The organism is Kushneria pakistanensis, from assembly GCF_014652795.1.
Classification (GTDB): domain Bacteria; phylum Pseudomonadota; class Gammaproteobacteria; order Pseudomonadales; family Halomonadaceae; genus Kushneria; species Kushneria pakistanensis.
Map to the genome: position 1 here is coordinate 1,058,566 of NZ_BMZM01000001.1, position 14,336 is coordinate 1,072,901.

Annotated in this window: 15 protein-coding genes; 8 read left to right on the plus strand and 7 right to left on the minus strand. The window is 57.5% G+C overall.

The genetic code is table 11. The annotated features are described in order from the left end of the window. Both IE123_RS04775 and IE123_RS04780 read left to right on the plus strand, forming a co-directional pair. Complete coding sequence (locus tag IE123_RS04775; protein WP_189515531.1) at positions 1-840, plus strand: alpha/beta fold hydrolase; 840 nt, start codon at positions 1-3, stop codon at positions 838-840. A 310-nt stretch (positions 841-1,150) separates the two neighbouring features. Next, positions 1,151-1,933, plus strand: coding sequence for an amidohydrolase (locus IE123_RS04780; protein WP_189515533.1), 783 nt, complete (start codon positions 1,151-1,153; stop codon positions 1,931-1,933). A gap of 116 nt (positions 1,934-2,049) precedes the next feature. Here IE123_RS04780 and IE123_RS04785 read toward each other — a convergent pair whose 3' ends face one another. The 5 genes from IE123_RS04785 to gloB are packed head-to-tail and all read right to left on the minus strand — an operon-like array spanning position 2,050 to position 8,434. Next, complete coding sequence (locus tag IE123_RS04785; RefSeq protein WP_189515535.1) at positions 2,050-3,648, minus strand: ABC transporter ATP-binding protein; 1,599 nt, start codon at positions 3,646-3,648, stop codon at positions 2,050-2,052. Beyond that, complete coding sequence (locus IE123_RS04790) at positions 3,645-4,721, minus strand: ABC transporter permease (protein WP_268246924.1); 1,077 nt, start codon at positions 4,719-4,721, stop codon at positions 3,645-3,647. Before IE123_RS04790 ends, IE123_RS04785 begins: the two co-directional genes overlap by 4 nt. Positions 4,722-4,724: 3 nt before the next feature. Next, positions 4,725-5,795, minus strand: coding sequence for a microcin C ABC transporter permease YejB (locus IE123_RS04795; RefSeq protein ID WP_189515537.1), 1,071 nt, complete (start codon positions 5,793-5,795; stop codon positions 4,725-4,727). Positions 5,796-5,800: 5 nt separating this feature from the next. Further along, positions 5,801-7,642, minus strand: coding sequence for an extracellular solute-binding protein (locus IE123_RS04800; RefSeq protein ID WP_189515539.1), 1,842 nt, complete (start codon positions 7,640-7,642; stop codon positions 5,801-5,803). A gap of 24 nt (positions 7,643-7,666) precedes the next feature. After that, positions 7,667-8,434, minus strand: a complete 768-nt coding sequence (gloB, locus tag IE123_RS04805) for a hydroxyacylglutathione hydrolase (protein WP_189515541.1) — start codon at positions 8,432-8,434, stop codon at positions 7,667-7,669. Positions 8,435-8,565: 131 nt separating this feature from the next. On the opposite strand from gloB, the gene IE123_RS04810 reads away from it, so the two are divergent. The 4 genes from IE123_RS04810 to nudC are packed head-to-tail and all read left to right on the plus strand — an operon-like array spanning position 8,566 to position 11,452. Beyond that, positions 8,566-9,435, plus strand: a complete 870-nt coding sequence (locus IE123_RS04810; protein ID WP_189515543.1) for a class I SAM-dependent methyltransferase — start codon at positions 8,566-8,568, stop codon at positions 9,433-9,435. Between the two features lie 34 nt (positions 9,436-9,469). Next, on the plus strand, positions 9,470-9,937 hold the full coding sequence (gene rnhA, locus IE123_RS04815; RefSeq protein ID WP_229819595.1) for a ribonuclease HI: 468 nt from the start codon (positions 9,470-9,472) through the stop codon (positions 9,935-9,937). Then, a complete protein-coding gene (gene dnaQ / locus IE123_RS04820; RefSeq protein WP_189515548.1) occupies positions 9,934-10,674 on the plus strand; it encodes a DNA polymerase III subunit epsilon in 741 nt (246 codons plus the stop codon). Before rnhA ends, dnaQ begins: the two co-directional genes overlap by 4 nt. A 1-nt stretch (position 10,675) precedes the next feature. Next, the gene (gene nudC, locus IE123_RS04825; protein WP_229819596.1) at positions 10,676-11,452 is read left to right on the plus strand and encodes an NAD(+) diphosphatase; all 777 of its coding nucleotides are present in this window, start codon (positions 10,676-10,678) and stop codon (positions 11,450-11,452) included. 51 nt (positions 11,453-11,503) lie between these two features. Here nudC and IE123_RS04830 read toward each other — a convergent pair whose 3' ends face one another. After that, positions 11,504-11,830 (minus strand): SCP2 sterol-binding domain-containing protein, encoded by a 327-nt coding sequence (locus IE123_RS04830; protein ID WP_189515552.1) that lies wholly within the window; start codon positions 11,828-11,830, stop codon positions 11,504-11,506. An 83-nt stretch (positions 11,831-11,913) separates the two neighbouring features. On the opposite strand from IE123_RS04830, the gene sohB reads away from it, so the two are divergent. Continuing rightward, positions 11,914-13,014: a protease SohB gene (gene sohB / locus IE123_RS04835; RefSeq protein WP_229819597.1), complete on the plus strand. Its 1,101-nt coding sequence runs from the start codon at positions 11,914-11,916 to the stop codon at positions 13,012-13,014. A gap of 78 nt (positions 13,015-13,092) precedes the next feature. Here the strand turns inward: sohB and IE123_RS04840 are convergent, their stop codons facing one another. Continuing rightward, entirely contained in the window at positions 13,093-13,368 is a 276-nt protein-coding gene (locus IE123_RS04840) for an ArsR/SmtB family transcription factor (RefSeq protein ID WP_229819622.1), read from the minus strand. A gap of 250 nt (positions 13,369-13,618) precedes the next feature. Between IE123_RS04840 and IE123_RS04845 the strand changes: the two genes are divergently transcribed. Continuing rightward, the gene (locus IE123_RS04845) at positions 13,619-14,299 is read left to right on the plus strand and encodes a 7-cyano-7-deazaguanine/7-aminomethyl-7-deazaguanine transporter (RefSeq protein WP_189515556.1); all 681 of its coding nucleotides are present in this window, start codon (positions 13,619-13,621) and stop codon (positions 14,297-14,299) included. Positions 14,300-14,336 lie beyond the last annotated feature (37 nt).

Genomic DNA, 14,336 nt, shown 5'->3' on the forward strand with positions numbered 1-14,336 from the left:
ATGGCCTATGCCAATCTCGTCGACAGCAATAGCAATGCCATTGACCTTTATTACCAGGACTGTGGGCAGGGGCCGACAGTCGTACTGATCCATGGCTGGCCACTGAGCCACCGCATGTGGGAATACCAGATCAATGCGTTGACCGAGGCAGGCTATCGCTGCATTGCTTATGACCGTCGCGGTTTTGGTGAGTCCGAAAAGCCCTGGCAGGGTTACGACTACGATACTCTCGCTGATGATCTGGCCGGGCTTCTGGAACATCTCGATATCAATGATGCCACACTGGTAGGCTTCTCAATGGGCGGTGGGGAAGTTGCCCGTTATCTGGGCCGGCATGGCAGCAAGCGTGTACGTGGCGCGGTGCTGGTCGGGGCCGTCACCCCTTACATGCTCAAGACCGATGACAATCCGGAAGGTGTGGATCAGTCCATTTTTGATGACATGCTGGCCAATGTGAAAAAGGACCGTCCAGGGTTTCTGGGAAGCTTTGGCAAGCTGTTTGTCAATCATGAAGGACAGGCGCCCACGCTATCTGATGAGCTTTTGACCTATAACCAGAGCATCGCCAGTTTTGCCTCTCCGCGTGCCACCCAGGAGTGCATCAAGGCCTTCGGGTTTACCGACTTCCGTCAGGATCTGGAAAAATTCGATGTGCCCACGCTGGTCATTCATGGTGATGACGACCAGATCGTACCACTGGCTGCCAGCGGTCAACGCTCGGCAGACATGATCAAAAACGCCCGTCTCGAGATTGTAAAGGATGGCCCACATGGCCTTAACTTTACCCATGCGCAAGAACTTAACGAGCTGCTGATCAAGTTCCTTGAACAGGGGCGCTGATAGAAAAGGGGAAGGCCAGTCCATGGCCTTCCCCTGAAAAAAACCGGCCAGCAAGTCAGCTGGCCGTCAGGCTTTACACGTATCATGGGTACGGGAAGTCGTGTGAGCCCGTTCAACCTCCTGTTGCCACCGGACTGCCTGTCCATGTGCCTCCCTGCACGATGTTTTTCTCTTTCCCGGCACGACAACCATGGCTGATCAAGATGACAGGAATGTGATAATGCCATCTCTTTCCACTAAAGGTGTATCGACGAAAAACGTGCTCAGCTTTTTTTAAAACGCTTATAAACACTGGAACCGGATCATTATCATGAGTGAACTGAGAACCACACTGGTGCAGGCCGATCTGCGCTGGGAAGCTATCGATACCAACTGCCAGTTGCTTGATGAGTGGCTTCAGGACGTCACTACCAGTGATCTGATCGTTTTGCCGGAAATGTTTTCAACCGGATTCAGCATGGCGCCGGAGCGCATGGCCGAGCCCATGGCGCAGAGCAAGGCCATTGCCTGGATGCAAAAGGCCGCACAGTCACATAATGCCGTGGTGACAGGCAGTGTTGCGATTGCTGAAGAGGGCAATTATTTCAATCGTCTGGTCTGGGCCCGCCCGGACGGCAGCATGGTCACCTATGACAAGCGTCATCTCTTTCGCATGGCAGATGAGCACGAACATTACGCCATGGGCAATGAGCGCACCATTGTCGAACTCAACGGCTTTAAAATCCTGCTGACGGTCTGCTATGACCTGCGCTTCCCCGTGTGGCTGCGCAACACTGATCTTGAATACGATATTCTGCTCTGTGTCGCCAACTGGCCCTCCGCAAGACGCATGCAGTGGCGTACGCTTTTACAGGCACGGGCGATCGAAAACCTGAGTTACGTCATCGGCGTCAACCGGGTGGGCGATGATGCGAACGGTCTGAGTTATAGCGGCGACTCGATGCTGATCGACTACCGAGGCGACGCGCTGATTGATGAATCGCCCAATCGTGCCTTTGTGCGTACCGGTGTGATCGGCAAACAGGGCCTTGAGGATTTCCGCGAAAAATTCCCTACCCATCACGATGCCGACCGCTTTACGCTGCATGTATAGCAGTATGTGCACGATAAAAAAGCCCCGGGCATTATGGCTCGGGGCTTTTTTATCGCCATGAGATTTTTCACTCTGAGATACGGGTAACAGGCAAGCCGCTGCGCATTAAGGCCCTGTCAATCCGATCGATGAAACGCCGCCGCTATCAGCTGACGCGTATAGGCATGACGTGGCCGCTTGATCACTTCCGGGGTCGGACCATGTTCAACCATCTCACCCTCCTTGAGCACCATGACACGATGGGCCATTGCCCGGATCACCGCCAGATCATGACTGATGAAAAGATAGCTGAGCTGCCGCTCGCGCTGAAGCGTACGCAAGAGTTCGATCAACTGCTTTTGGACAGTGCGATCGAGCGATGATGTCGGCTCATCAAGCACCAGAATGCGAGGATGCAGGATCAACGCTCGGGCCAACGCGATACGCGCACGCTGACCGCCGGAAAATTCATGCGGATAGCGCGCCAGTGCATCCGTTGCCAGCCCGACCGATGACAGCGTTTCAACCACCCGGTCGCGCAGCGCACGGCGATCAAGCTCGGGAAAATGAAAGCACAATCCTTCGCTGACGATATCCTCGATGGTCATGCGTGGCGAGAGGGCACCGAAGGGGTCCTGAAACACGATCTGCATGTGCCGGCGCTCAAGGCGCAGTGCGCGATTGCCCAATTGGTCAATACGGGTATCACCCAGCCATATTTCACCGCTTGATCGCACCAGACGCAGCAGGGCCTGGGCCAGCGTACTCTTGCCAGAACCGGACTCCCCGACGATCCCAAGTGTTTCGCCCTGTCGCAGGGTCAGGGAAACGGGCTGCAAGGCAACGAAAGCGTCGGGACGCGGTTTCAACAGTGGCCTGGGCCCTTGAAAGACCACCGAAAGGTCATTGGCTGACAATACCTCGGGTGCCTGCTCGAGTACGGGAACCGGCTGGCCTTCCGGTTCGGCCTCGATCAGGGACTGGGTGTAGACACTGGTCGGATGTAACAGCACTTCCCGGGTAATCCCGGTTTCCTGCACGCGCCCTCGGTGCAGCACGCATATCCGGTCAGCCCAGCGCCGGACCAGGTTGAGATCATGCGTGATCAAAAGCATCGCCATGCCCATCGAATCTGCCAGCTCACGAAGCAGCAGCAGAATCTCGCGTGCCACGGTCACATCAAGGGCGGTCGTGGGCTCGTCGGCGATCAGAAGTTCGGGACGATTGGCAATCGCCATGGCGATGACCACACGCTGGCGCTGCCCGCCGGAAAGCTCATGGGGCCAGGCATTGATCAGTTGTTCGGCGCGAGGCAGGCGAACCTGCTTCATCAGATCAAGTACCCGCTCGCGCAGGGCATTGCCGCGAAGCGGCTGATGCAGGGTGATGGCTTCGCCGATCTGGCGCCCGATCCGATGCAGCGGGTTGAGCGCACTCATCGGTTCCTGAAACACCACGCCGACGCGATCCCCATGAAGCGATTCCCAGTCACGGCGGGACAACCCCTCAAGCCGGGTATCCCCCAGCGACCGTCTGCCATCCACGCGGATGTTTGGCGGCACAAGATTCAGCGCGGCCATCGCCGTCATGGTCTTGCCGGAGCCCGATTCTCCTACCAGTGCCAGCGTCTCGCCGGCAGCAATGCTGAGACTGACGCCATGTACCAGGGGCGTGTTTTCTGCAAAGACACGCAGCTTTTCCAGCGAAAAAACGATCTTGTCGACTGTCCCCGTCATGCTGCACTCCCGACCACGGGTCGCACGGCATGGCGCGGATCAAAGGCGTCACGCAGACCTTCACCGATAAAGACCAGCAGCGAGAGTAAAACCGCCAGTGTCATGAAGGCCGTAATACCAAGCCAGGGCGCCTGAAGATTGTTCTTGCCCTGCGCGACCAGCTCACCCAGCGACGGCGAGCCCGGCGGCAGGCCAAAGCCCAGAAAGTCCAGCGCGGTCAACGTGGTAATGGCACCGGTAAAGATAAAGGGCAAAAAGGTGAGGGTAGAGACCATGGCGTTGGGCAGGACATGACGCCCCATGATCAGCCGTGCCGGCAACCCCATGGCACGGGCGGCACGCACATAATCAAGGTTGCGGGCGCGCAGGAACTCGGCCCGCACGATATCGACCAGCCCCAGCCATGAAAAGGCGATCATGATCAGTGCCAGCCACCAGACGCTGGGCACCACGAGGCTTGAAAGAATAATCAGAATAAACAGCATCGGCAGGCCGGACCACAGCTCGATGACGCGCTGGCCGACCAGATCCACCCGGCCGCCGACATAGCCCTGCACCGCGCCCACAATGACCCCGATAAGCACCGACCCCAGCGTCACGAGTCCTGCAAACAACACCGACAGTCGAAAGCCGTAGATCACCCGGGCCAGCACGTCACGCCCCTGATCATCGGTACCCAGCCAGTGGCTCAGGCTCGGCGGTGCCGGTGCGGGGGTATTGAGCGTCATGTCGATGCTCTGCCAGGAGAAGGGGATGGGCGGCTGAATCAACCACCCATGATCACGAATCAACGCCAGTACGGCCGGATCACTGTAGAGCGCCGTAGTAGGCAAAAAACCGCCAAAGACGGTTTCGGGATAGTCCACCAGAAGCGGCCAGTACCACTGCCCGTCAAAGCGTACGACCAGCGGCGTGTCGTTGGCGATCAGCTCGGCAGGCAGCGTGATTATCAGCAACGCCAGGAAAAGATAGCTGGCGATCATGGCGCGGCGGTTATCGCGAAAGGCGGCCAGCCGACGACGCATGAGGGGAGAGAGCCGGGCTCTGGCTGAAAAAGAGGCATTGTTGACCAAGCGCTAGCTCTCCCGTCGTTCAAAATCGATGCGCGGATCAATGGCCACGTAGGTGAGATCAGAGATCAGTTTCAGCACCAGCCCGATCAGCGTAAAGAGAAACAGCGTGCCAAAGATAACCGGGTAGTCACGCTGTAATACGGCTTCATAGCCGAGCATACCAAGGCCATCGAGCGAGAAGAGAACCTCGATCAAAAGCGCCCCGGTAAAGAAGATACCCACCAGCGCTGAAGGCAGCCCTGCGATCACGATCAACATCGCGTTGCGAAACACATGACCATAGAGCCGGCGCCGCTCGGAGGCGCCCTTGGCGCGCGCGGTTATCACATATTGTTTGTGAATCTCTTCAAGGAAGCTGTTACGGGCCAGAAAGGTGAGGGTGGCAAAGCTGCCGATGGTCAGTGCCGCAACCGGCAGGGTGATATGCCAGAAGTAATCAACAATCTTTCCCCACCAGGAAAGCTGGTCAAAATCAGGTGATGTCAGCCCACGCAATGGAAACCACTGGAGATAACTGCCGCCGGCAAAGACCACGATCAAAAGCAACGCGAACAAAAAACCGGGGATGGCGTAGCCCACGATTACCAGCGCCGAGCTCCAAAGATCGAACCGGCTGCCCTGGCGCACCGCCTTGAGAATGCCCAGCGGCACGGAAATGAGATAGACCAGCAGCGTGCTCCAGAGCCCCAGCGAGATGGAGACCGGTAATCGATCAACAATCAGCTCTGTGACCGGCTGGCCACGAAAGAAACTCTCGCCTAAATCCAGACGTGCGTAGCTACCCACCATGATGGCAAAACGCTGCCACAGGGGCTTGTCGAACCCGAACTGCGCATTGAGCTCCTCGATGAAGACAGGATCAATACCGCGTGTGCCGCGCAGGGCGTCACCGCTGGAAACGACCCCATCGCTGCCGCCACCAAGGGCAGCATTCGAACTCATTCCTTCGATACGCGACAGCATCTGCTCGACCGGGCCACCGGGTGCGGCTTGCACGATAATGAAATTCAGCAGCAGCACCGCCAGCAGGGTCGGCACCATCAACAGTACGCGCATCACGATATAGCGGGCCATGGGTGCTACTCCTGCTGCACGTCGATCTGACGCGCGCCCTGCGTGTCGACCCACCAGCTGTCGAGATCCAGACCATATTCGGGGCTTTGATCGGGCATGGCCAGTTTTTTCCAGTAGGCCAGTCGCGTGACCGGGGTGTGATACTGGGGAATCACGTAAAAGCCCCAGCGCAGGACCCGATCCAGTGCTGCGGCAGCTGAATCCAGCGCCTCACGGGAATCGGCACGAATGATGTGATCCACCAGATCATCGACGACCGGGCTTTCAAGGCCCATGAGATTGCGACTCTGTGGCTGATGGGCATACTCACTGCCCCAGTACTCACGCTGCTCGTTACCGGGATTGCTGCTCTGGGCAATAACGGTGGTGGTCATGTCGAAATCGAACTGACGCAGACGCACCAGATACTGACTCGAGTCCACGGTACGAAGATTGACCTCTACACCCAGGCGCGCGAGGTTACGCACCAGGGGCAACGCCATGCGCTCCAGGCTTGCATCGCGCAGCAGCAGCTCAAAACGCAGCGGCTGCCCCGTGTCCCGATGGACCATCCGGTTATCGCGTACTTCATAACCGGCCTCATATAAAAGATCCAATGCCCTTTTGAGTCTGGGGCGCAGCGCCTGCGGCGCATCAACGGGCAGTGGTGAATTGAACACATCTTCAGGTAGTTGATCACGCCATGGCGCAAGAAGCGCCTGTTCACCGGCACTCGGCAATCCCCGGGCTTCCATGGAAGAGTGATCAAAAAACCCCTGTGTGCGTGCGTAAAGACCATAAAAGAGGTTGCGGTTGAGCCACTCGAAATCGAACGCCAACCCCAGCGCCTCACGAACGCGGCGGTCCTTGAAGATGTCACGACGCTGATTCATCACAAATCCCTGCATGGGGGCCGGGTTGTGATCCTCGAGTTCAACGCGGTTGATCAGCCCCTGACGAGCAGCGGGAAAGTCATAACCGGTGACCCAGTTGCGTGCGATGTTCTCGATACGCAGATCAACACGTCCCGCGCGAAAGGCCGTCATGGCGACGCTCGGGTCACGGTAGTAGTCAAATATCAGGCGATCGATGTTGTAACGCCCGCGGTTGACCGGAAGATCCTTGCCCCAGTAGTGGTCATCGCGCTGATAGACAATACGCTGACCGGGCTGAACGGAGACAATGCGATAGGGTCCGGAGCCCATCAGGGGCTCAAGCGTGGGGCGGGTAATATCACGGCTCTCAATGTCTGCCGCCGACAGCACCGGCAGCTGCCCCACAATCAGCGGCAATTCGCGCGAGTTGTGTTCGCTGAACTCGAAACGCACCGTAAAGGGCGAGAGCACCTCCACGCCGATAACGTCAGCATAGTAGGCCCGATACATGGGAGAGCCCTGCGTTTTCAGGGTCTCGAAGGTGGTCACGACATCTTCTGCCGTCACCGGGCTGCCATCGTGAAACTGCGCCCGGGAATCCAGATCGATTTCCATCCAGCGCCGGTCCGGGTCCAGCCGAATACCTGCCGCCAGCAGTCCATACAGGGTGAAGGGCTCATCGGGACTTTCGACCATCAGCGTATCAAAGGGCAAACCGCCCATGGCGGTGAGCCCGCTGGCCGGATTGCCACGCACGATAAAGGGATTGAGTGAATCAAAGTTGCCCTGGGCGGCACGCACCATATCGCCACCTTTTGGTGCCTGTGCATTGACCCATGAGAAGTGATCGAAGTTGTCAGGAAGCGCCGGCGTATCGTAAAGCGAGATGCCGTGCACGGTGGGTACCTCACTGACCGGGGCCGCCTGCAGGCCGTGAGCAGACAGCCCCATCAGGAAGCTGCTTGCCCACAACACACCTCGCCACCGGCTCATGCGCGCCATATCAGACGCCGGTTCTTAAAACCGATCCTTCCAGGCACGCAGGGTAGTAAAGGTGGACAAGGCATCATGTGCGTCTCCCTGTGCTGCCGCACTGTCCTGCACGCTCTCAAGATCCACGCGCATGAAGGGGTTGATGGCCCGCTCACGCCCGATGGTACTGGGCAGAGTGGGGCGATCAAGCTCGCGTGCCTTCTGACACTCTTCCAGCAGTGCATCACGAGTGCTGTTATCCGGCTCGGCCGCCTGGGCAAATTTCAGGTTGGAAAGGGTATATTCATGTGCACCAAAGACCAGCGTGTCATCATCAAGCTCTGCAAAGCGCGTCAGGGCCTGATGCATCTGCTCGGGCGTGCCTTCAAACAGACGGCCACAGCCGCCGCAGAACAGGGTATCGGCGCAAAAGAGCAGAGAGGGCGTGCCGGTAGAAAGAAAGGAGATATGATCCAGCGTATGACCGGGCGTGGCCATGACATCGAAGTGACGTCCCATCAGTCGGAAACGATCGCCTTCCCCGACAGCCTCATCGATACCTGCGATGGCAGGGTTATCAGGGCCGATGACATGCGGAGCGTAGCGCTTTTTAAGCTCGGCAAGCCCACCGGTATGGTCCTGGTGATGATGGGTAATCAATATGGCTTCAAGGCCTGCCCCGGTGCGCTCCAGATAATCGATGACCGGCTGTGCCTCACCCGGATCGACCACGACAACATTGCCTGTGTTGTCCTGTTGCATCACCCAGATGTAATTGTCCTGGAACGCTGGCAATGGTTTGACGGTCAACATGACAATCCTCGATGAAAATGTGTTGAAAAAAAGACGTAATGCGCCCGATGTAATGAATGTTTCGGGTAACCGCCAGCCTCAGGAACCGGGGTGGCCATTAAACGCGATAACCATGCGATCAGGGGCCCTGCATGTCAAATCACCACGCAGATCAGGCAACGTTGAGTGAACAGTTCCTTGCCGGACAGCGTTACTGGCAGACAGCCCATGGCCAACGGCAGTGGGAGGCAGAAAAGCAGTGCCTGCATCCATTGCTGGCCAGATCCGGTGTACAGCATGCCCTTGAGCTTGGGGTTGCACCGCCGCTTCTGGCCCATGACAGCATTCGTCATCGCATCGGCTGGGCGCCACAGCGCGATCTGGCCGAACATTCATCGACCCTGATCTGCCGACCCGAAGCCCTGCCGCTGGCTGATGAAGCCCTGGAGCTGGTGCTTGTTCATCATATGCTGGAAATCGTTCCCCAGCCCACGCATCTGCTGCGTGAGGCCGCACGCGTGACCAGCGACAGCGGCCGCCTGATACTGGTGGGCTGGCATCCGCTGGGCATTGCAGGCCCGGCACGACTTAAAAGGTGTCATGAACGCTTTTATCAGCGCAGTCACTGGCTGACGCCCAAGCGGCTGCGCGACTGGCTGGGGTTTGTTGATTTCAAGATTGAGCGTATCGATTATTGCGGCTTTGTGCCCTTCAACAATACGCCGGACTGGCTGCTGACAGAGGAATGGGGGCGGCGCTACAACCTTCCCCTAGGGCGAGCGTGGGTCATCAGTGCAAAACGTCAAATGTGTCGCATGATTCCGTTGAAAAAGCGCTTTGACCCTGCTGCCGTACTTGGACGCCACGCTTCGGCACTGGCCTCGGTAGCTCATGAGCTTCCACCTGATCCCCCGCGCGATGCGCGACAGGACATGATGCCTCAACCAGGGTGCCATGATCCGGACAATCACTCAGGCAACAGACAACGCCACCGCACAGCTTCCCCCGGTGTCATGGCATAATGGTGTTCTGATACCGGATACCACGAGGCGCGCAGTGAGCGATGAAGTACGTCCCCATGTCATTATTCATACCGACGGCGGGTGCCGGGGCAACCCCGGGCCGGGCGGATGGGGCGCAGTACTGCGCAGTGGCTCTCACGAAAAGCGCCTGAAGGGCAGCGAGGCGCACACCACCAACAACCGCATGGAGTTGATGGCTGCCATCTCCGCATTGCGGGCACTGACACGTCCGTGTCGGATTGAACTCTGGACCGATTCCCAGTACGTCCGTCAGGGCATTACCCAGTGGATCCACAACTGGGTCAAAAAGGACTGGAAGACAGCCTCAAAAGCCCCGGTCAAGAATGCCGAGCTCTGGAAAATGCTGCTGGAAGAATCCCGTCGACACGATATTGAATGGCACTGGCTCAAGGGCCATGCCGGCCATGAAGGCAATGAATTGGCTGATCAACTGGCCAATGACGCCATGGATGAACTCAGGACCAGTGAGAAAACGTCATGAGACAGATTATTCTCGATACGGAAACCACGGGTATCGAAGTCAGGGACGGGCATCGCCTGATCGAAATCGGCGGGGTCGAGGTCATCAATCGTCGCCTGACCGGTCGCCACTATCATCAGTACATCAACCCCGAGCGTGCCATCGACCCGGAAGCCATTGAGGTCCATGGCATCACGGATGCGCGTGTGGCCAACGAACCGGTATTTGCCGATATTGCCCATGAGTTCTGGGATTTCGTCAAGGGCGCCGAGCTGGTCATTCATAACGCACCCTTTGACGTGGGCTTTATCGATCATGAGTTTGCCATGGTCAATCGGGCGCGCGGCAACGACGCACTGGGCCCGCTGTCATCACAATGCAGCATCCTTGATACGCTGAAGATGGCGCGTGACCGCCATCCGGGGCAGCGCAACAATCTTGACGCCCTGTGCAAGCGCTACGATATCGACAACGGCCATCGTGAGCTTCACGGCGCCCTGCTGGATGCTGAAATACTGGCCGATGTCTACCTGGCCATGACCGGGGGACAAACCGCGCTGATCCTGGGTGCCGAGCGTGATAGCGATAGTGGCAGCAACAATAGCAGCCATACCGGCTTTTCCATTCGCCGGCTGGCATCCGAACGTGCACCGCTGCGCGTGATTACGGCCAATGACGAGGAAGCACAGGCACACCAGCAAAAGCTGGCCAAACTGCGGGAAAAGGGTGCCTGTCTCTGGGACTCACTGGGGAGTTGACGTGCTGACACGTGATATTCGCACGCTTGCCAACTGCCATGAAGGCTATCTGATTCGTATTGGCGAGCATGGCATCGCCGACAACGGACAGGGCGGCATCCTGCAACCCCGCGGCCGCTGGCCTGATGGCGCCATTGCCATCGGCTACTGGAACGATGTGCCGGTTGCCGTATTATCGGAACAGGGAGAGGAGCAGTGGTTGCCGGCGCGCCACTGGCTGGGTGCATTGCCCGAACAGTCCTTTGGCCTGGTTTCCACGGCACTCCAGATCGTTCGCTGGTCACAGGACCATCGCTTTTGTGGTCGCTGTGGCAAGCGCATGCGCCGGCGCTCCGGCGAGTTCATGATGGCCTGTCCTGCCTGCAGCTTTCGAAGCTATCCCAGAATCTCGCCCTGCATCATTACGCTGGTGACCTGGCGCGATCAGTTATTGCTGGCACGAAGCCCACGCTTTCCTACCGGGCGCTTTAGTACGCTGGCCGGTTTTATCGAGCCGGGAGAATCGGCAGAAGAGGCCGTCCGTCGTGAGGTCTTCGAGGAAGTGGGTGTACAGGTCGGGCGTGTCAGCTACTTCAAGAGCCAGTCATGGCCCATGCCACACTCCTTCATGATGGGATTTTATGCCGAGGCGGCCAGCCGCGATATTCATATTGATGGTATCGAGATCGAGGCTGCCGACTGGTTTACCGCTGATCGTTTACCGGGTCTGCCGCCGTCCTATTCAATCTCGAGTGCGTTGATCGAAAACTTCCTGCGCGGCAGCGCCACCCGAGAGTAATGACTCAGGGGGTGACGATGCAGGTCGGCTAAATCCCTGGCTTTTGAATGATCAGGCGTCGTCACGGCGACGAAAAAGACGCGTCAGGCGCGATGCCAGCATGATATCGCCGCGGGCGCGTACCTTCCCGGACATGACGGCCTGCATGCCACTGAGCTCCTTGTTGATCAGCCGCTCAAAGGTTCGTGTATCGGTCATCAGGGTGACGGAAGGGGCATCATGGTTGCCTTCCTGGATATCCAGCGTGCCATCATCGATCACGACAAAATAACGGGGTCCATCATCCAGCTCGAGCTGCAGGGTCTCGTGGACACCCGCTGCGGCTTCTGCATCGAAGCGTTCGTGGAGTTTTGCAATAAGCGGCGCGGTATCGACCATCTTTATATCCGGTTAATGAGTAAAAAATACATGATAGCCATGTCATGGCACGCAATGCGCGGTCCTCAGCACATTGAGGCGTCATGTGCGATGATGGCGCGCATTCTATCCGTTATACCCGGGAGGTTGAAAACGTGGGCGAATGGTTATCCAGCTACGCGCTGTTTCTGGCACAAAGTGTCACGGTAGTCGTGGCCATTGCCGTGGTCCTGATACTCATGGTTCGGGCGCGTGGCCAGCGCCAGGAGCGCAGTGCCAGGCTTCATGTGCGCAATCGCGGAGAATATTTTCGGCGCCATCGCGAAACACTTGAGGATGCCACCCTCAAGGAGGGCGAGCGCGAACACAATATCAAGGCCCGCCTGAAGGCACGCAAGGCCGAACACAAGAGCGCCAGAAAGCAGAAGCAGGCTGGCGAAAGACAAAAGACCCTGTGGGTGCTGGATTTTGACGGTGATCTTCGAGCATCCCGTGTGCCTGCCTTCACGGAAGAAATCACCAGCGTGCTCATGGCGGCCAAATCCGGTGATGAGGTACTGGTGCGCCTGCAGTCAGGCGGCGGCCTGGTCCATGCCTATGGTCTGGCCAGCGCCCAGCTTGATCGCCTGCGCGAGGCAGGTTTGAAGCTAACGGTCAGCGTGGATAAGGTCGCCGCCAGCGGCGGTTACATGATGGCCTGCTGCGCAGATCATCTAATCGCCGCGCCCTTTGCCGTTATCGGCTCGATTGGTGTGGTCGCCCAGGTGCCCAATCTGCATCGTCTGCTCAAGAAAAACGATGTGGATGTTGAAGTCCTGACTGCCGGACGCCACAAGCGAACGCTCACCATGCTGGGCGAAAATACCGAGGAAGGGCGCCAGAAGTTTCTCGACGATCTTGAAAAGACCCATGACCTTTTCAAGTCATGGATTGCCATGCGCCGCCCCGCCCTTGATATCGAGCAGGTCAGTGAGGGGGACATCTGGTACGGCCAGCAGGCTATCAATCTGGCATTGATTGACGAGGTCAATACCAGCGAAGCTTGGCTGCAGGCACGCAGTGATCAGTGGCAGATCCTGGAAGTCGGCCTCAAGCCACAGCGCTCGATGCTGGAGCGTTTTGGCAAGGGCGCCGAGAGTGCCATTGAACGTGGGGTCGATAGCGCCATCGATCGCATGGTGCGACTGCGCTGGGAAAAGCAGTAGTCATTACCAGACCACTGAAAAAAAAGACGGCCTGCCCCCGTCAGGGAGCAGGCCGTCCTTTAACACTACGCGATCGGATCAGGACGATCGATCAAGTCCTGCCAGCGTATCGATCACTGCCTCAGCGTGTTTGCCACGCAGGGAGTAATAAATCGTCTGGGACGCGCGACGCGTATTGACCAGCTCCTCGCGACGCAGCACAGCCAGATGCTGTGATAACGCCGACTGGCTCAGGTCAAGTTTGCTGTTCAGCTCTGATACGGACATTTCGCCTTCCCTGAGAAGACAGAGAATGCGCAGCCGATTTTCGTTGGCCATGGCCTTGAGCAATGGTGCAGAATCGAGAATGACCATTTCGCACCCCGCTGTCGCGATCGGTGCAGTGGCACATACACTCATTTATAACTCCTTATGAAAAAAAACGCTCTGCGTGTCGAAGCGCTGCTGTCCAAATGTTGTTTTGGCAACCATCAGCGTTTGGACACCGCAGTACCGTGTGCCATGGCAAGATGAACTCACTCATCAAACAGCCTCTGGATTAGCGCTCACGGTTAGATGATTTTATACCTTTCTGGTTCACATAAATCGATTAAAAAACCCAATAATGCTCATATTTAACTATGCCAGAATGCGTATTGCGCTCGCAGTACTGTGTGGCTTTCATATTTCTGTCATTGCTGCCAGTAATTATCTGGTGCAACTTCCTGTTACGCTCCTTGGATTTCATACCACCTGGGGCGCCTTCAGCTTTCCCTTTCTCTTTCTGGCGACTGACCTGACCGTTCGTCTCATGGGTCGACACGCCGCACGACGTCTGATCACCCGGGTCATGCTGCCGGCCCTGATCGTCTCCTACCTGGTATCCGTGCTGTTCCAGCAGGGGCAGTGGCGCGGGCTGGAATCGCTGGGCTCGTTCAACCTGTTTGTCGGGCGTATCGCGCTGGCAAGTTTCATGGCCTATGCCCTGGGCCAGGCGCTGGATATCGCAGTGTTTGATCGGCTGCGCCGACGGCGTCCGTGGTGGCTGGCCCCGGTGGGCTCGACCATTTTCGGCAATTTGCTGGATACCTTTATCTTTTTTTTCGTGGCGTTCTGGCACAGCCCCGATCCCTTCATGGCCGAGCACTGGATTGAAATAGCGCTGGTCGACTATGGTGTGAAACTCACCATCAGCCTGCTGCTTTTTCTTCCTCTTTACGCCATGTTGTTGATCTGGCTGCAGCGATGTCTGCTTCGGCTTTCCGGAGTAGAAGTACAGGGTGTCGATGACAGCAAATACCAGTGATGCATGTACGAGGATTATCACAGCATCATGGCGTCGA